This window comes from Adlercreutzia sp. DFI.6.23, from assembly GCF_024462535.1.
Taxonomy (GTDB): Bacteria; Actinomycetota; Coriobacteriia; order Coriobacteriales; family Eggerthellaceae; genus Adlercreutzia; species Adlercreutzia rubneri.
This window is the reverse complement of record NZ_JANGBP010000004.1, coordinates 1-16,248: the sequence shown is the minus strand read 5'-3', so window position 1 is coordinate 16,248 and position 16,248 is coordinate 1. Positions and strand designations below refer to the sequence as shown.

15 protein-coding genes and 5 tRNA genes are annotated in these 16,248 nt (G+C 59.6%); 14 read left to right on the top strand and 6 right to left on the bottom strand.

What is annotated here, in order from left to right; translation table 11 throughout:
* The first annotated feature begins 3 nt into the window (after positions 1-3).
* From tpiA to NE591_RS04565, 5 genes are all read left to right on the top strand, one after another.
* Positions 4-774, top strand: coding sequence for a triose-phosphate isomerase (gene tpiA / locus NE591_RS04585; protein ID WP_256156369.1), 771 nt, complete (start codon positions 4-6; stop codon positions 772-774).
* Entirely contained in the window at positions 775-2,355 is a 1,581-nt protein-coding gene (gene gpmI / locus NE591_RS04580) for a 2,3-bisphosphoglycerate-independent phosphoglycerate mutase (RefSeq protein WP_256156368.1), read from the top strand.
* A 106-nt stretch (positions 2,356-2,461) separates the two neighbouring features.
* On the top strand, positions 2,462-2,716 hold the full coding sequence (gene secG / locus NE591_RS04575; RefSeq protein ID WP_022739837.1) for a preprotein translocase subunit SecG: 255 nt from the start codon (positions 2,462-2,464) through the stop codon (positions 2,714-2,716).
* 63 nt (positions 2,717-2,779) lie between these two features.
* Positions 2,780-2,868, top strand: a tRNA-Leu gene (locus NE591_RS04570).
* 203 nt (positions 2,869-3,071) lie between these two features.
* A complete protein-coding gene (locus tag NE591_RS04565; RefSeq protein ID WP_256156367.1) occupies positions 3,072-3,977 on the top strand; it encodes a cation diffusion facilitator family transporter in 906 nt (301 codons plus the stop codon).
* A 73-nt stretch (positions 3,978-4,050) separates the two neighbouring features.
* Here NE591_RS04565 and NE591_RS04560 read toward each other — a convergent pair whose 3' ends face one another.
* Positions 4,051-4,971 carry a teichoic acid transporter gene (locus NE591_RS04560; protein WP_227070300.1) on the bottom strand — a complete coding sequence of 307 codons (921 nt, stop codon included), beginning with the start codon at positions 4,969-4,971 and terminating at the stop codon, positions 4,051-4,053.
* 283 nt (positions 4,972-5,254) lie between these two features.
* Between NE591_RS04560 and NE591_RS04555 the strand changes: the two genes are divergently transcribed.
* The 6 genes from NE591_RS04555 (at position 5,255) to NE591_RS04530 (ending at position 7,620) form a co-directional block, all read left to right on the top strand.
* Positions 5,255-6,163 carry a TerC family protein gene (locus NE591_RS04555; protein WP_173113088.1) on the top strand — a complete coding sequence of 303 codons (909 nt, stop codon included), beginning with the start codon at positions 5,255-5,257 and terminating at the stop codon, positions 6,161-6,163.
* 130 nt (positions 6,164-6,293) lie between these two features.
* Positions 6,294-6,369 (top strand) — tRNA-Gly (locus NE591_RS04550).
* 65 nt (positions 6,370-6,434) lie between these two features.
* A tRNA-Cys gene (locus NE591_RS04545) sits at positions 6,435-6,508 on the top strand.
* A gap of 15 nt (positions 6,509-6,523) precedes the next feature.
* Positions 6,524-6,599, top strand: a tRNA-Gly gene (locus tag NE591_RS04540).
* Positions 6,600-7,002: 403 nt separating this feature from the next.
* Complete coding sequence (locus NE591_RS04535; RefSeq protein WP_114539113.1) at positions 7,003-7,467, top strand: hypothetical protein; 465 nt, start codon at positions 7,003-7,005, stop codon at positions 7,465-7,467.
* A 78-nt stretch (positions 7,468-7,545) separates the two neighbouring features.
* Positions 7,546-7,620 (top strand) — tRNA-Val (locus NE591_RS04530).
* Between the two features lie 98 nt (positions 7,621-7,718).
* Here NE591_RS04530 and NE591_RS04525 read toward each other — a convergent pair.
* From NE591_RS04525 to NE591_RS04505, 5 genes are all read right to left on the bottom strand, one after another.
* Entirely contained in the window at positions 7,719-8,273 is a 555-nt protein-coding gene (locus NE591_RS04525) for a site-specific integrase (protein WP_114539112.1), read from the bottom strand.
* Between the two features lie 157 nt (positions 8,274-8,430).
* Positions 8,431-8,898, bottom strand: coding sequence for a hypothetical protein (locus tag NE591_RS04520; protein ID WP_114548386.1), 468 nt, complete (start codon positions 8,896-8,898; stop codon positions 8,431-8,433).
* 307 nt (positions 8,899-9,205) lie between these two features.
* A complete protein-coding gene (locus NE591_RS04515) occupies positions 9,206-9,772 on the bottom strand; it encodes a hypothetical protein (RefSeq protein ID WP_114539110.1) in 567 nt (188 codons plus the stop codon).
* 3 nt (positions 9,773-9,775) lie between these two features.
* Positions 9,776-10,543 (bottom strand): DUF3800 domain-containing protein, encoded by a 768-nt coding sequence (locus NE591_RS04510; protein ID WP_114539109.1) that lies wholly within the window; start codon positions 10,541-10,543, stop codon positions 9,776-9,778.
* A 12-nt stretch (positions 10,544-10,555) separates the two neighbouring features.
* A complete protein-coding gene (locus NE591_RS04505; protein WP_114539108.1) occupies positions 10,556-11,227 on the bottom strand; it encodes a helix-turn-helix domain-containing protein in 672 nt (223 codons plus the stop codon).
* 850 nt (positions 11,228-12,077) lie between these two features.
* Here NE591_RS04505 and NE591_RS04500 point away from each other — a divergent pair.
* The 3 genes from NE591_RS04500 to NE591_RS04490 all read left to right on the top strand — a co-directional run bounded on the left by NE591_RS04500 (position 12,078) and on the right by NE591_RS04490 (position 15,995).
* Positions 12,078-13,898 carry a hypothetical protein gene (locus NE591_RS04500; RefSeq protein WP_114548384.1) on the top strand — a complete coding sequence of 607 codons (1,821 nt, stop codon included), beginning with the start codon at positions 12,078-12,080 and terminating at the stop codon, positions 13,896-13,898.
* On the top strand, positions 13,891-14,316 hold the full coding sequence (locus NE591_RS04495) for a hypothetical protein (protein ID WP_114539106.1): 426 nt from the start codon (positions 13,891-13,893) through the stop codon (positions 14,314-14,316). Before NE591_RS04500 ends, NE591_RS04495 begins: the two co-directional genes overlap by 8 nt.
* A 194-nt stretch (positions 14,317-14,510) precedes the next feature.
* A complete protein-coding gene (locus NE591_RS04490; RefSeq protein WP_114539105.1) occupies positions 14,511-15,995 on the top strand; it encodes a basic amino acid/polyamine antiporter in 1,485 nt (494 codons plus the stop codon).
* Positions 15,996-16,248 lie beyond the last annotated feature (253 nt).

Below are 16,248 nucleotides of genomic sequence, written 5' to 3'. Positions count from 1 at the left end.
AATATGCCCCGCAAGAACCTCATTGCCGGCAACTGGAAGATGAACAACACCATCCCCGAGGCCGTGGTGCTCGCTCAGGAGATCTCCAACCGCATGGAGCGCGACTGGCTCGAGCTGGTGGACGTGGCCGTCTGCCCGCCGTTTGTGGATCTCAAGCCTGTGAAGAGCGTCTTCGAGTTCGACCGCGTGGATATCGCCGTGGGCGCCCAGAACGTCTACTGGGAGCCCAAGGGCGCGTTTACCGGCGAGATTTCCATCGCCATGATCAAGAACATCGGCTGCGCCTTCTGCATCGTCGGCCATTCCGAGCGCCGCAATCTGTTCGGCGAGACCAACGAGGAAGTGAATTTGAAGGCCCGCGCGCTCATCGAGGCCGACATCACCCCCATCATCTGCGTGGGCGAGTCGCTGTCCGTGCGCGACGGGGGCACCTACCTCGATTTCGTCACGGCCCAGGTGCGCGCGGCCTATGCCGGCATGGACGCGGCCGACGCCGCCCGTACCGTTGTGGCCTACGAGCCGGTGTGGGCCATCGGCACGGGTCGCACGGCCACGCCCGAGCAGGCCGAGGAGGTCTGCGCCGCCATCCGCGCCACCGTGTCGGACATGTTCGGCGCTGAGGTGGCCGAGAGCCTGCGCGTGCTCTACGGCGGCTCGATGAACGAGGGGAACGCGGCGCTGCTCCTCGCCGAACCCGACATCGATGGCGGCCTTATCGGCGGTGCGGCGCTCAAGGCCGATTCGTTTATCCAGATCGTGAAAGAAGCCTGCTAAATGGAACGACCTGTTGTGGCGCCGGCCCGCGAAGAGCTGCGCCTTCCCGCCTGTCTCATCATCATGGACGGCTTCGGCCTGGCCGAGCCGGGCCCCGGCAACGCCATCTCGCTGGCCGCAACACCGGTGCTCGACCGCCTGTTCGCCGAGGCGCCCACCACGCGCCTGGCGGCCTCCGGCGAGGCCGTGGGCCTGCCCGAGGGGCAGATGGGCAACTCGGAGGTAGGGCATTTGAACATCGGTGCGGGGCGCGTGGTGTTCCAGGAGCTCACGCGCATCAACCGCGCCTGCCGCGACGGATCGATCGCCGTAAATCCGGAGATCGTCGCGGCCTTCGAGACGGCCAAGAAGCAGGGAGCCGCGCTGCATCTCATGGGACTGCTCTCCGACGGCGGCGTGCACTCCTCCAACGAGCACCTCTACGCGCTCGTGGACGCCGCCGTGGCGGCCGGGGTGCCGCGCATCATGGTGCACTGCTTCATGGACGGCCGCGACGTGCCGCCCGCCAGTGGGGCCGGTTATATGGCCGAGCTCGTAGATCATCTGGAGCGGGCCGCATCGAAGGCCCCGGACGGCGCGCCCTGCGAGATTTCCATCGCCTCCGTGGAGGGCCGCTACTACGCCATGGATCGCGATAATCGCTGGGAACGCGTGGAGCGAGCCTACGATGCCGTCGTCTGCGCCGAGCCCTTCCGCGACCTGGCTGCCGTGGCTGCCATGGAGGCCTCCTACGGAAGCGAGGTGACCGACGAGTTCGTCGAGCCGGTGGCCCTGGATGCCCGCGGTATGCGCGACGGGGATGCCGTCATCTTCTTCAACTTTCGCCCCGACCGCGCCCGCGAGATCACCCGCGCCATCACCGATCCGGCCTTCGCCGGCTTTGAACGCAAGAAGTGGCCGAGCGTGCATTTCGTGTGCCTTACGGAGTACGACCCAGACATTCCGGCGGCTGTGGCATTCCCCAAGGAGTTCCCGGAAAACGTGCTGGCCGATGTGCTGGCTGACGCGGGGCTTACCCAGTACCACATCGCCGAGACGGAGAAGTACGCCCATGTCACCTTCTTCTTGAATGGCGGTCGCGAGGCCGAGAAGGCGGGGGAGAGCCGATGCCTCATCGCGAGCCCCAAGGTGGCCACCTACGATCTGCAGCCGGAGATGAGCGAGCCCGAAGTGGCCGACACCCTGGCAGCGGCCATTGACGCCGATGAGGCCGATGTGTACATCGTGAACTTTGCCAATTGCGACATGGTGGGGCATACCGGCGTCGTGGACGCGGCCCGCGCGGCTGTAGAGGCGGTGGATGCCGGCGTGGGGCGCGTGCTCGCCGCCATCGAGCGCAAGGGCGGCGTGGCGCTGGTCACGGCCGACCACGGCAACGCCGACAAGATGATCGCCGAGGACGGCGGCGCGTTTACCGCGCACACCACCAACCCGGTGCCGCTCGTGCTCGTGGACGCGAGCGGGTCGGACCTCGCCCTTTCCGGCGCAGAAGGGTGCCTGGCCGACATCGCGCCCACGCTGCTGGCGATGATCGGCCTGCCGCAGCCGTCCGAGATGACCGGCGAGAGCCTTCTGGCTTGAAATCGTTTCGATGCCGCCGCGTGACCCTTGAAGGCGCCGGCGGCATCGGCTATACTAGTCAACTTGCGTACGCAAAACACTGGAAACGTAAAGGAAGCGTGACACGTTGAATCCCCTGGTAATCGTCTTCTTGGTTCTGCTGGTTCTGTCCGGCGTCGGCCTTATCATCTTCATTCTCATGCATTCGGGCAAGGGCACGGGCATCTCGGACATGATCGCGAGCTCCATGTATTCTACCCAGACGGGCACGAGCATCATCGAGAAGAACCTCGACCGCATCACCATCGGCTGCGCTATCGTGTTCCTGCTCTCGCTGGTGGTTCTCATGATCATTTACCCCCACGGAACCATTACCCAGTAATTGGAAATTTCTTCTTGCATCGCGCGGGAGTTCTGTTAGAATAATCGTCGCTGCAAATAGCATGTCGGAGTGGTGGAACGGCAGACACGCTAGCTTGAGGTGCTAGTGCCCATATATCGGGTGTGCGGGTTCAAATCCCGCCTCCGACACCATCGATCACAAAAGGGCCCGTAGGGCCCTTTTTTGATGCCGATGCTGCGAATCCGATAGGCACCTGATCTGACCCCTTGTTTTGGGCTCGGCGCGGCACGAAGGCCGCTTGGCCCAAAGGCGGGGCCATATCAGGCACCTGTCGGCCCCTCGCTGACTTCCTTGGGCGTTCGGGGGAGTCGCACTTGGTCCAATTAAGGAGTGAATGATGGAGACAGGCAAAGAGAAAACAGCTCATGGGCGGCAGGTGGAGAGGGTTCTTTGGATCGTTCTCGTCTTGAACCTGGTGGTGGCCGCCTCCAAGTACTTCTACGGTCTGGCGTCGGGATCGGCCTCCATGCAGGCCGATGGCATCCACTCGGTATTCGACTCGCTGGGCAACGTCATCGGGCTTGTCGGCATCAGCTTGGCGGCGCGTCCTGCCGACGCGGGGCACCCTTACGGCCATTCCAAGTTCGAGACCTACGGTTCGCTCGCCATCGGCGTGCTGCTCCTCTTCGCTGCCTTCGAAGTAGGCTCCTCGGCTGTGGAGAAGCTGGTCGCCGGCACCTACACGGCTCAGGTGACGCCCGTGTCCTTCATCGTCATGGTGGGAACCCTCGTGGTGAACCTGTTCGTGACCTTGTACGAGCGCCGCGCGGGCAAGCGGCTCAAGAGCGAGATCCTCGCGGCGGATGCGGCCCACACGCTCTCCGACGCTTTCGTCTCCATCGGCGTCATCGTCGGCCTCGGCTTCGTCGTGGCTGGGTTCCCCATGGCCGACCCCATTATGGCGCTGCTCGTGACCGTGGCCATCCTCGCCTCCGCAGTGGGCGTGTTCCGCACGGGGCTGCGCACCCTTTCCGACCACGCGCGCATTCCCGCCGCCGACATCGCCCGTGCGGCGGAGAAGGTGGATGGCGTGCGGTCGATCCATGCCGTGCGCACCCGGGGCACCGAGGCTGAGGTCTACTGCGATCTGCACGTGCTCGTCGATCCGCAGATGACGGTGCTTGCCGCCCATGACCTGGGAGATAAGGTGGAAGGTGTCGTGGCCGCGGCCTTCCCTCAAATCAAGGAAGTGCTCGTGCATATCGAGCCGGATACGGCCGCCGAGCGCGCCGAGGGCTAGCGCAAAAAAGCCGCCGTCCGATTTCGCGGGCGGCGGCTTTCGGTAATCTGCGGGGACGGCCAGGGCGTCTTTCCTAGGCCTGGGCGGTGAATCGGATGCCGACGTAGAAGGCGGTGTTCGGCAGGCCCGAAATGTCGTAGACCTCGTCCAGCTCGATGACCGACACGCGCCAGTTGTAGGTGCCGTTGTCCGTGGACACGACGCCGGCCTGGTAGGTGTTGCCCGAGTCGTCCACGCCGCTGTCGGTGACCTCGGCATTTTCCAGCCCCTCCACCTGCATGGCCCCCTGGACGGCCTTCTCAATGGTGCCCGAGGCGAAATCGGCGTAGCGCAGGCGCATGTCGTCGCCCGCCTTGCGCGAGACGGTGAGCGTCCAGGCTCCCTTCAAAAGCTTCACGGCGTCGCCGGCCGACAGCTTGTCGATGCCCTGCACGTACATGAGCCCCGCTTCTTCCAGGGAGACGTCGGCGGGCAGCTTGATGACCTCGAAGCCGCCGTCGGGGTCGGTGCCCACGGGGGTGCGCTCGTATAAAGTGTAGCCGGCATCGGTAAGCGCGGTCATGATTTCCTCGTCGGAAAGCGGCATGAGCGACGAGAGCAAAGGGAAGTCGTAGGAGACCTCGCGGGCCAGATTCTCCTGCAGCGTTTGCTGCTGGCGGATGGGCTCGTTCATGATCTGGTCGAAGTAGCGACCTAAAAAGAGGCAGCCGATGACGGCGGCCACGACCATCGCGGCCAGCATGATGGCCCTCACGCGAGGGGGCGTCTCCAACGGCCGGGAGAGCTCGGCGCCGTCGTAGTAGCGCACGTCCCCGATCTGCACGGTGCTCTTCGGCTCGCGGGCCAGCGGGTGGAAGCCTGCACGGCGGGTGGGAGGCACCTCGGCTTCGCCCGATCGGGCATGGCTGGCCTTGCGGCGGCGCGCCTCCTCGGCGCGGCTTACAGCGGCTTCGGTTGAATCTACGGAATCGCGCAGGTTCTCGTCTTGGGTCATGAATGGCGCTCCTGTACGTTACGGTGTTGCTGCCGATTATACCATTGCTTCCCCGTTGGCTCTCTGCTAGGATAAACGGACTCCATGGGGGAGTAGCTGGCGCCTTCGGGCGCGGCTCGTCAACATCGTGGCCACGGTTGCGCGCATGGGCGGCAACGGCGGACCTGGCGAGCCTCAATTAGCGAGACTCATGGTGCAGGATTGACCGCGAAGGTCTGTTCTGCACCATGAGTCTTTTTTTGTGGGTCGGATGGGCCGGCCCGCGCGGACCGAGGAGGAAGACGTGGATCTTTCGATTTTTCTGACGCCGGAGGCTTGGATCAGCCTCCTCACGCTCATTTTCCTAGAGATAGTTTTGGGCGTGGACAACCTGGTGTTCATCTCCATCACCACCAACCGCCTTCCACCGGAGAAGCAGCATATCGGCCGCAAGCTGGGCCTGGCCGGGGCGCTCATCATGCGCATCCTGTTTTTGTGCTTCGCATCCTATTTGGTGCACATGACCGCGTCGCTGTTCACCGTGAACCTCGGCGCCTACAGCCACGGCTTTTCGGTGCGCGATATCGTCATGCTTCTCGGCGGCGGCTACCTCATCTACAAGGGCATCCGCGAGTTGGCCGATGTGCTGGCTCTCACCGAGATCAAGGCCGAGACCTCCGAGGAGCACAAAGCTCGCCATCTCATCGGGCTGCCCCAGGCCGTCGGCACCATCATGGTGATGGATCTCGTGTTCTCCATCGACTCGGTCATCACGGCCGTGGGCCTGGCCGAGCACCTTATCGTCATGATTCTGGCCGTCATGATCGCCGTGTTCATCATGATGATCTTCATCGATCCCATCTCGAACTTCATCAACAGCCATCCGGAGATGAAGATCCTGGCACTGGTGTTCATCTGCGCCATCGGCGTTCTGCTCGTGCTCGACTCCGCCGGCATCCACACCTCCATCGAGGTGCTCGACATGCACATGGAGAAGCTCATGGTCTACTTCGCGATGATCTTCGCCGTGGTCTTGGAGTTCATACAGATGGCCTTCAATTCCCGCCTGAACGCGTGGAAGAAGCAGCTGGCCGACGAGGCCATCGACGCGGCGGTGCGCGAGGCCGAGGGCGGCGAGGAGCCGGCGAAGGTGGGCGAGCAGGCCCGCGCCCGCGTGGATGCCGCCATCGAGAACGCCGAACGGATCGACTAGCGGTGCGGGCGTCGGAGGGCGTTTTCGGTGCTCCTGGCGTCCTTGGCGGCCGTTTGCGGACGAGTCTTGAATTTCTTGAAATTAGGGCTTGCATCGCCTGGCTGCTTCCCTTATAGTATCTCCTCGCGATGCGGACATGGCTCAGCTGGTAGAGCATCACCTTGCCAAGGTGAGGGTCGCGGGTTCGAATCCCGTTGTCCGCTCCATTGTCATCAGAAGGCCGGTCAGGCTCTTGTTTGACCGGCCTTTGCAATGACAGCCGCCAGGGAATGGCGACGTGGCCAAGTGGTAAGGCAGAGGCCTGCAAAGCCTTCACCCCCAGTTCGAATCTGGGCGTCGCCTCCAACCTGGAACTTATATGCGGACATGGCTCAGCTGGTAGAGCATCACCTTGCCAAGGTGAGGGTCGCGGGTTCGAATCCCGTTGTCCGCTCCATGATTTCACGAATCGGGAGCCTGCGGGCTCTCGATTTTCTGTATGAGGGCTTTTGTCAAGCAGCGTGCCTGCAGAGCGCAGTGCCAGCGTGGCTTTTTATCCCGAACGATAGGTGCTACGACATTTTGCCCCCTTTGGCTACAACCAGCCTGACAGAACTCAGTGTCCAGCTGCGGGTTTTTGCCCGATTTCGAATTGCAACCTGTAGCCCAAGGGGCTGTTTTGTCTAAAGCGGGAAAAGGAACTGGCAAAAGAGAGCCTCAGGCTGCGGGTGGCTTGTTCGATGGTACGACCACGCGGAGAGATCGTCCATCCTCAATTGTTGATCGCGTGCACAAAATGAGCGTCACCCTATGGTAGTATGGCGATACGGAAAAGATTCGGCCGTGAGAGGCGGTTGCCCATGGAGACGAGCAAGGTAAAATGCCGCGAGTGCAAGGCTCGCGCCACCCAATACGAGGGGGCGTTGCCGACCCGGGGCGTTGCGAAGGTCCTCGTGGCCGGGTTCGCCATCTACATTCTCGGTCTGTGGGTGCTCGTGGCTCTGGCGGGTTTCACGACCGGCGATGCTGCCGAGGTGGGCATGATGGATATGCTCATCGTGCTGGCCGTCGTCGTCACCCTTGCCACGGCCGGGGTGGTGTGGTGGATGTTCCGCCCGAAGGCCGGCAAGGTCGTTATCTGCGAGAAGTGCGGCGCCCGCTATGCGGTGGTGCAGCCTCCCAAGTACACCAACGGTTGGAACTACGACAAGATTGCCCCGGCATCGGGCCGCGAGCTTCCCGAAGGGGAGCCTGCATCCGATGAGGGAAGCCAGGCTCCTGCCCCCGCATCCGCGCCATCTGCCGCCAATTCCAAAGAATCCTGAAAAACCCTTTGACAGGGAACGGCGATCTGTTAAACTACTAACTCGCTGCTGAACGAAAGCGAGGCGGCAACCCCGAATGCGCGATTAGCTCAGGGGGAGAGCACCACCTTGACACGGTGGGGGTCACAAGTTCAAATCTTGTATCGCGCACCATGAAACACCAGGTCAGAGGCTTGAAAGCTTCTGACCTTTTTCTTTTCCCGGGTCCAAATGGAAGCAAAATGGACTCAAAATCCGCCCCCGTGACTTCATTACCAGTCCATCGCCTCCACCGCCTCGTGCTTCTGGGCCATGTCCACATGGGTGTAAATGTCCATGGTTGTGGAGTACTTCGCGTGGCCCGCGAGCACTTGGAGAACCTTCGGGTCGGTCTTCTTGCGGGCCATGGCCGTGAGGTAGCTGTGCCTCATATCGTGCAGCGTCATGCCCTGGCAGCCGTAGCCGTCCCTGTGACACTCCCACCACCGGGTGACGGAATGGGGCCGCATCCTCTCGCCCAGCTCGTTGCACATGAGCGGCGTGTCGTCTCCGAGGACGGGCCACGGGCTGCCCGTCTCCTTCCGCGTCTCCGCGAACATCTCCTCTATGGCGGCAATGCGCTCCCTCAAGTCCGCCTTGAGGCTCGCGGGCATGGGGAGCGCCCTCTTGGACGCGGCGGTCTTCGTGTCCTTCTGCCGCCCCAGGCTATCGGTGCCGTGCACCACGTGTATCTCTCCGGCCTCGAAGTCTATGTCCCGCACGTCTAGGCCCACGATTTCGCCGCGCCTCATGCCCGACCCGACCGCCGCCCGAAGCGCGAACTCCATGGGCTTCCTCGGATCGAGGGAATCGACGAGCGCCCTGATGCCCTCGACGGGAGGGGGGGTGCGCTGCTCCGTGTCTATGGCCGGCGGCTCGGCGTACTCGCACGGGTTGGAGTCGGCGTCGCCCCCTTCACCGCATCCCGGAACATCCTGTGGAGCGTCACGGATATGTCGCGCACGTAGGTTCCGGACAAGGGCCTGCCTGAAGGGCTCTCGCCGTTTCTGAGGGCCTTGTACATCGCATCCAGGTGCGCCCAGGCCGAATTTCCTCGATCCGGGCCTTAGAGAGGTGCATATTGGCGCACACGATGTGGCACCTGTTCTTCTGCAACGTGTCGTAGGCGACCTTCGCCGCCCGCTCGGCCAGCCACGCCTCCGCGTAGGCGGGGAAGAGCATCCCCCTCTCGCGCCTAACCTCGCCGCGCTCGATGGCGGCCACGAACTCGTCCTTGGCGTCCTGCGCCTCGGAGTACGTCCCGTGGAACACCCTCGTCTTGACATAGCCCTCGTCGCCCTCGAACTCGCCATCGATCTCCGCGCGAAGCTGCCACTTGCGGCACTTGCCGCGCGACTTGCCGCGCTCCATCTTGTACACGGAGCCTTTGCCGCGAACCTTTACCTTGGCCATGGTACAATTCACCTTGCCTTCCTATTCGTAGGATGGTATTTCTTCTGCGAGCCCCGCCAGTCCGCCAAGATCAAAGCGGGGCTCCTTCTCTTAATACTGCTCGCCCACTGCCGGAACAGTGCCGGAGCACTGCCGTTGCACTGTCGAGACAGTGTTTTGTTGCGAAAAGGTTCACTATCCTTCAACCGCAACATCTTGTGTTTCATCCTTCATTTATGGAAGGTTTTCTGCAAAATTCGAAATCAACGTTCAATATCTTGTGCCTTTACTTTTGCAGCGCTGCAAACTTATAATCGAGATAGCTCATCTACCGACTCGTAAGTGTAGAAGGAGTATCTGGTTGCGTCCCTCTCGGGGCGCTTCCTGCTTCTCTGGACACTTTGTCAAATTCCTTCCTCAGTTTCTCAAGCCTGTGTTCCTGATCGACGTAAAACGCTGTTATCAGGAGGCAGTATTTCTCCCTCCTCTCTAGCACGACGAGATACTGCTCGTCCTCAAGGAGCATCTTCACCCGGCTGTGCCCCTTGTAAGGAGTCGACCATACGAGCATTCCTTCGCACTCCGTGCATTCGGGGCGATTGCAGCCGCAATTCTCGATGAACGCTCGCGCCCATCTAATGCGCTCGCACCGGTTCATGTCGGGTTGCCTCTCCCCGTCCTTTCCGTAGTCGCAGCACGTTATGTGCCAGAACGCCTCTTCGCGACCGTGCTCCATTGGATGTCTTCGCGTGTTGACGGGAAGTCCCTCGAAGGTGGGTTTCGTCAGCAGGAAGTCGCGCTCGAATATCTCGTACAGATGATCCTCGTAAGCCTCCCATTGCGCAAGGTCATCGCATGGGAGAAGATCAGGCAGCCAGCACCAGTCCTCAACCACGGTCTACCTCCAATCATGCTCCCACACCAGCAGGTTCAGCTTGTCCTCGCTCGACAGCGTGGTGTTCGTGAGATTTATCTGCGAGCGAGTGATGGTCCTGTTCACCAATTCGACCTTCGTCGAGTTCATCTGAGGGGTGATATAGGGGTTGTTGTGGCGGTAGCAGATGGCTCCTGTCAGGATATCAACGAGTTGCATGATCTGCACCTCGTCGGAACGGATTGGCTGGACGCGCCTCACTATCTCATGGCTGAAGTCGTGGGCGTTCGCGGCGCACACATCCTCGAGCCGACGGGCGTTCTCGCTCGAATGAGTGTCCTTGATGTCTATGTAGACGTAGTACCTCGCATCTCGGCGGAATATCGCCTTCAGAAGCACGAAGTACATCTTGTAATACCACTCATCGTGAGTCTGACCGTAGCGCGCGTGATCGAGCTTCTTCTTGTCCGGTATGACCACGCCACGGAAATGAAGATCGTCGTCGTCGAAGAAGTAGTCGAGAAAATCGACGTACAGAGATCGGTTTCCCGGGGCGGCCTTCGTCCACTTCACCTCGGCCTCTGGCTTTATGCGATGCTTCTTCTTGATCTCGATCAATCTTTGGTTGATCTCCCGCGTTTTCTGTTTCGGGCACCATATGGCCCCAAGTGCCATGGCATTGGATGAGCTGTGCTCCAAATGACAGCTCTCGTCGCAGTAGACGTTGAATTCAGATCCTGAGAAAATCCTGTTAAAATTTTGCGCTGAAATGTAGTTCGAACTGTGCTCCATTACTGGGTCCTCCTACTCCATCTCCCTCGGGGCCTGATACCAGGTGATCACGCCCGGGATCTCTAGGCTGTGCTCGCTGTCCCGCCTTATGATGATGTCCTCGTGGTCGGGGTTGTGGCTCTCCGGCGAGAGGATCATGGTGTTGGCCGTCATGCGCAGCCGGCGCACGATGTAGTCGCAGCCGTCCACCGACGCCATCACGATCGAGTTGTCGCGCGGCTGCTTCTTCCGCGACACTACCAGGTCGCTGCCGACGGAGAGCACCTTGTCCATGCAATCGCCTTCGCTGGACACCACGAAGCAGTCGGGATCCTCGTCCACGAGAAACTGCGGGATGCTCACCATGGTGGCCTCGTCGCACACGTCCGGCTGGGCGAGAACCCCCGCGTGCACCTTCCCCAGGCGCGGCGCTAGGCCCATGGCCATGCCTACGGCGGGACGGGCGTTAGATATTCCTGGAAAGTCTCCATGCTCTTTTGCCGCTAGGCCGTAATTCTCGGAGAGAATATCGTCCTCGCTCAGATTGAAGTAATCGCATATGTTGCGCACGGCATCTTTGCGGGGGGTGGAGCCCTTGCGCCAGCCAGTAACCGCTCCGGGTGTCACGTCTGCTATTCGTGCCAGATGGTCTTGATTAATGTCGTATTTGACCAGTAATGCATCAATGTTTTCAGGGATACCCATATCGCCTCCTTCAATGAAACTCAATTTCTATGAGCATTTTACTACCAATTAAAAAAATCTCAATTATTTTTTTAGTTTTACTAAAGTTTGTGATAAATTGTGCTGACGAAAGGAAGCAAAAGATGCGACCTTATAGTTTAACGCTCGCAACAGTCCGTGACGCTTCGGGTATGAAGCTCGAAAAATCAAAGATACCTCAGGCGTGAAGGCTATTGCCACGTATGTTTCTTGTGAGGGCAAGCTGAGAGTTTTCTAGTTGTTGGAGATTGAAGCATCTACAATGCCATCGCTGAGCACGCGCGCATGCTGCTACGCGATACCGTGCATGAATTTAACCAATATGATTTAGAAAGATATAGCTCCGCTGGAAGGTGAATAAATGGGTCTGCAGGAAGTCAAAGATGGCAAGACCTTGCGCGAGGTGGTTGAGGTGGTATCGAAGGGATCAATATGCGGCCGACCGCAAATCCAGTTAAGTCGTTAGGTTGCAGGAACGTAATGTTTTAAAGCTGCGGTGGACGTACTGCGCACCGATTGCTGACCGCATGGTCAGACCTTGTATCGAGTGCTGTGAGTCTATAGGTGGGTTATCCTGGTTTTTGTCTTTGTCTCAGGTAGCTGGAAGGCAACGCTCCTGTAATGACTAGCAATGAATGGCATTCCTGATCAGAGATTAAGGTTGCCATATGAACCAACCGGAGAAAGCGAAGGCGACGTGGCAATTCACTGAGGCATGCAACAACTTATGACTACTTTCATAGAAATACAGCAGGAGTTTGGGAGATGCTGTCGGGCTAACGATGGCATGTCCTGTATATTTACTCGAACTTTAAATGATGGCACAAGAAAGATGATTGCTAATCGGCTCAACCAATATGCGGCACAGCTTGATTGGAATAGAGTTATCGGTCTCGTCGACGTATCAAAGAGGCACGATGCGACTGCGGGCATTCTAGTGTGCGACACAAAAGCTTATTTCTACGGCGGTCGCAATAAACCTCAGAAGGTCTGGTACGACGAGGTTAGTAGAATCGCGATATTGAGAACTGAGGAAGGATTCGACTACGGGGTAAAATTTGAGCTCGATAGCAACGCCGATTATTTGTGGAAATGCGACGTCGTAGACTGCGAGGCCATCACAAAGCTCATCAAAAGTATCAAGAGGATCAACCGTGCCGCGGCAGAGGAATACAGCCGAGTCAATCTGGAGTACGAGAACGAAGCTGCTGGAATAGAAGTAGGCGGCCTGACCGTCGGGAGCAGGGGCGTCGTCAATAAGGTGTACGACGAAGAGAGGTTCCATGCTCGGCAAGGCCACGGATTCGCCGCGGAAAGAGCAAACAATCTAGAGGACCGCCTGCATGGCAAGAAAGCTACCATCGAGGGCGATAACAACGTCAAGAACGGCCCTGATAGGGCGATCCACCAGCCGGACGGGGCAAAGGTTCTAATCCAATCGAAGTACTGCGCGACCGGAAGAACGAGCATAAACGGCTGCTTCGAGAACGGCGGCAGCGGCGAGTTCCGCTACTTCGACAGCAACGGAAAGCCCATGGTCATCGAGGTGGCCTCCGACACCATCGAAGATGCGCGCAAGGCGATGGCCGGCAAAATCGAAAACGGGCAGGTCAAAGGAGTCACGGATCCTGAGAAGGCCAAGGAGATAGTGCAGCCGGGACACTTCACCTACCAGCAAGCGAAGAACATCGCCAAAGCCGGGAACCTGGACTCCATCATCTATGACGCGAAGTCCGGAGCCGTCATCTCCCTCTCGGCCTTCGGGGTAAGCGCCTCCATAACCTTGGCCATTAGCATATGGAATGGCGAGGAGCCGACCGTTGCATTGAAGAACGCTGCATTCAGCGGAATCAAGATAGGCGGTACGACGCTGGTCACGACCGTCCTGGCAAGCCAGATCGCTAAGTCCAGCATCAGCGGCGCGATGACCCCCAGCTTTCAGGCGTTGGCGAAGACCCTGAGCCCCAAGGCCTACGCAGCGCTGGCGAACGCCTTCAGGAGCGGAACCACGCTTACGGGAGGGGCTGCGATCAACAGCGCCGCCAAATTGCTGAAGGGCAACGCTATCACGGCTGTGGTGACCACCGCGGTGCTGACGTCGTTCGACGTCAAGGACATAGTGCTCGGCAGGATCTCCGGGGCGCAGCTGGCGGTCAACTTCGCCAAGACGACCACAACGGTTGTCGGGGGCACGGCGGGATGGCTCGGCGGATCGACCGTGGGCACGATGGTGCTTCCCGGCGTCGGCACGGTCGTGGGCGGTCTTGTGGGTTCTCTGGTTGCTGGCGGTGGGCTTGGCGTGCTAATCGACAAGGCTACCGGCAAGTTCTTCGACTCAGATACCGACAAGATGATCAGGTTGATACAGGCAGCCTTCCGGGACGTAAGCGAGGAGTACCTCCTGAGCCAAGACGAGGCCGAGAAGATATCGGACAAGCTTGTGGCTAAGATTAACGAGAAGGCATTGAAGAAGATGCATTCAAGCAAGGACAGGTACTGGCATGCGAGAGGTATCATCGAGCCACTTGCGAACGAGCAGGTAAAAATACGCCCGCGCATCGCGGCGCCCAGCGAGGATTTAATGGAGGAAAGCATCGATTCCGTGGTCATGGACATCGCTTTGGAGTTGGGAGGTAGTGGTTTAGATGAGTGACGAGAAAGAAGTAGCACAAAAGCTCGAGGAGGCCTTGAGGCGCTACGGGGCTGACTACGGGTTCGTCGTTACCGACAAGTCCGTGAGGAAGCTGATTGACGGCAGTGCTTATGCAACCGTTGAGGTGAAGGACTGTACGCCGAAGAAGCTTGCCGAGGCATTCATGGAAGTCGGCAAGGTCATTGAACAGTCGGATGATGGGATGGAATGCGTGGCAGTAGTTGGTGCTGGTGTGGCCAACATGAACATCGCGTTGGTTGTGACAAAAATGGGCAAAGACAAGGTCGAGTTTGCGGCTACTGCAAATGAAGGACTAATTAAGCAAAATACTGCAAAACACGCGATTGATCGAGTCGAGAAACGCCTTTTATTGGTTAGTCCTCGCGAAGTGCGAGTTGCAGCTATTTCTAATTGGTGAGCATCTGCTACGTTTGAGTTTGAGTTTCGAGCAATATGAGCTGAAGTTTTCGCAGATGGCATGTTATGCCGCTCTGATTTTGTAACGCCGCCCTTACGTGGAAAAGTTGTGGAAGCGAAATAACCTCACCTGGGGTATCATTGTTCTCAATGTTCCCCTACCGAGGAGTTGGTCTTTCCATGAGCACAGAATCAATGACCACGACAGGGGCCGCCGTGCCCCAGGCCGCAGCGGACGGGGTGACCAACCCCAAGGGCATCGGCTTGTTTCGAATGGTCACCACGGTCATCACGCTCATCGTCGGCGCGGGCGTGTTCTCGCTGTCGGGCGATGCGGCGGCCGGCGGCGCGAGCGGCTGGGCGATACTGACCGCCTGGGGCATTTCCGCCATCGGCGTGTTCTGCCTCGTTATGACGTTCTTCGCGCTTTCCCGGGTTAAGCCCGACCTCAAGGGCGGCATCTACACCTACGCCGCCACGGGATTCGGCGACTTCCTCGGCTTCAACAGTGCCTGGGGCTACTGGATCTCGGCCCTTCTGTGCACGGTCAGCTTCTCGGCGCTTCTGTTCGGCGCGCTGTCGTACTTCTTCCCGATCTTCGGTAACGGCACGAACCTCTACGCCGTCATCGGAGCCTCCTGCATCATCTGGTTCTACGCCTTCCTTGTGAGCCGCGGCATCAGCGAGGTGACCCTCATCAACGCGGTCATCACCATCTCGAAGTTCGTGCCCCTGCTCATCGGCATCATCGCCATCATCTTCATCGGCGCCTTCAAGCCCGACATCTTCATCGCGAACCTCACCACTGGAGCCGACCCGTCGCTGGCCTTCGTCGACCAGGTACAGACGGCCATGATGGTGACCATCTGGGTGTTCATCGGCATCGAGGGTGCGGTGGCCATCTCCGGCCGCGCCAAGAAGGCGAAGGACGTGGGCAAGGCCACCATCATCGCGTTCATCTGCGTGCTGACGCTGTACCTGACGGTGTCCATCCTCTCCATGGGCGTCATGCCGCTCTCCGAGCTGGCCAACCTCGAGAATCCGGCTCTGGCCTACGTGATGCAAGCCGCCGTGGGCGATTGGGGCGCCGTGCTGATCAACTTTGCCGTGTCGCTCTCGCTCATCGGCGCCATGCTCGGCTATACGGTGCTCGCCAGCGAGTCACCCTTCGAGGCCGCCGAGGAGGGCGTGTTCATTAGGGCTTTCGCCAAGACCAACGACAAGGGCGCGCCAGTGGTTACCCTCGTCGTGACGAACATCATCATCGAGCTGTTCCTCATCACCTGGCTGTTCACCGATTCCACCTACCAGTTCTTCTACACGCTGTCCGCCGGTATGATCCTTCTGCCGTACCTGCTTTCGGCCGCCTACTTCGCGAAGGTGGCCTTCAAAGAGCCCGACGCGTTCAAGGGGCGTCTTAACGGCCCCATCCTGATGTGGCGCATCCTGGGCTGCGTGGGCGTCGTCTACAGCCTGTTTCTGTCCTGGGCCGCGGGCGTGCTCGGCGTCATCCTCATGTGCCTGCTGTACGTGCCCGGCATCCTCATGTACATCTGGGGCAAGAGGGAACGCGGCGAGAAGTACTTCCAGAGCACGCTGGACAAGGTGGTGCTTGTCATCATCGTCGCGGCGGCCTGTTTGTCCATTTTCCTGTTGGTGACGACGCCCGGCCTCGTGTAGCGGCGCTTCAACTGAGACGAGAAAGCGGCCCTGGAGCAATTCCGGGGCCGCTTTTTGCGTGGAAGGAATGGGTGGGAATTCACGGGCGAAAGGCGAGGAGGGGCAACGAATCTTTGGCCGTCAGGGCGGTACTGTCAATAATCTTGCGCAAATTCCAGCAGGCGACCGCCAGCCGTCGGCATGATCACTCGTCCAGCAGCGACACGTCCAGATACCTCCTCGACCCCCACTCGCTGTCGGCCACGTACTTCAG

Bases quoted from the DNA above. Each gene is read 5' to 3' on its own strand.
- gpmI (WP_256156368.1), top strand. From the start codon at position 775: ATGGAACGACCTGTTGTGGCGCCGGCCCGCGAAGAGCTGCGCCTTCCC.
- tpiA (WP_256156369.1), top strand. From the start codon at position 4: ATGCCCCGCAAGAACCTCATTGCCGGCAACTGGAAGATGAACAACACC.
- NE591_RS04560 (WP_227070300.1), bottom strand. From the start codon at position 4,971: ATGACCCAAGACGAGAACCTGCGCGATTCCGTAGATTCAACCGAAGCC.
- NE591_RS04495 (WP_114539106.1), top strand. From the start codon at position 13,891: ATGAGTGACGAGAAAGAAGTAGCACAAAAGCTCGAGGAGGCCTTGAGG.
- NE591_RS04520 (WP_114548386.1), bottom strand. From the start codon at position 8,898: ATGGCCAAGGTAAAGGTTCGCGGCAAAGGCTCCGTGTACAAGATGGAG.
- NE591_RS04505 (WP_114539108.1), bottom strand. From the start codon at position 11,227: ATGGGTATCCCTGAAAACATTGATGCATTACTGGTCAAATACGACATT.
- NE591_RS04510 (WP_114539109.1), bottom strand. From the start codon at position 10,543: ATGGAGCACAGTTCGAACTACATTTCAGCGCAAAATTTTAACAGGATT.
- NE591_RS04490 (WP_114539105.1), top strand. From the start codon at position 14,511: ATGACCACGACAGGGGCCGCCGTGCCCCAGGCCGCAGCGGACGGGGTG.
- NE591_RS04525 (WP_114539112.1), bottom strand. From the start codon at position 8,273: ATGGAGTTCGCGCTTCGGGCGGCGGTCGGGTCGGGCATGAGGCGCGGC.
- NE591_RS04565 (WP_256156367.1), top strand. From the start codon at position 3,072: ATGATGGAGACAGGCAAAGAGAAAACAGCTCATGGGCGGCAGGTGGAG.
- NE591_RS04500 (WP_114548384.1), top strand. From the start codon at position 12,078: ATGATTGCTAATCGGCTCAACCAATATGCGGCACAGCTTGATTGGAAT.
- NE591_RS04535 (WP_114539113.1), top strand. From the start codon at position 7,003: ATGGAGACGAGCAAGGTAAAATGCCGCGAGTGCAAGGCTCGCGCCACC.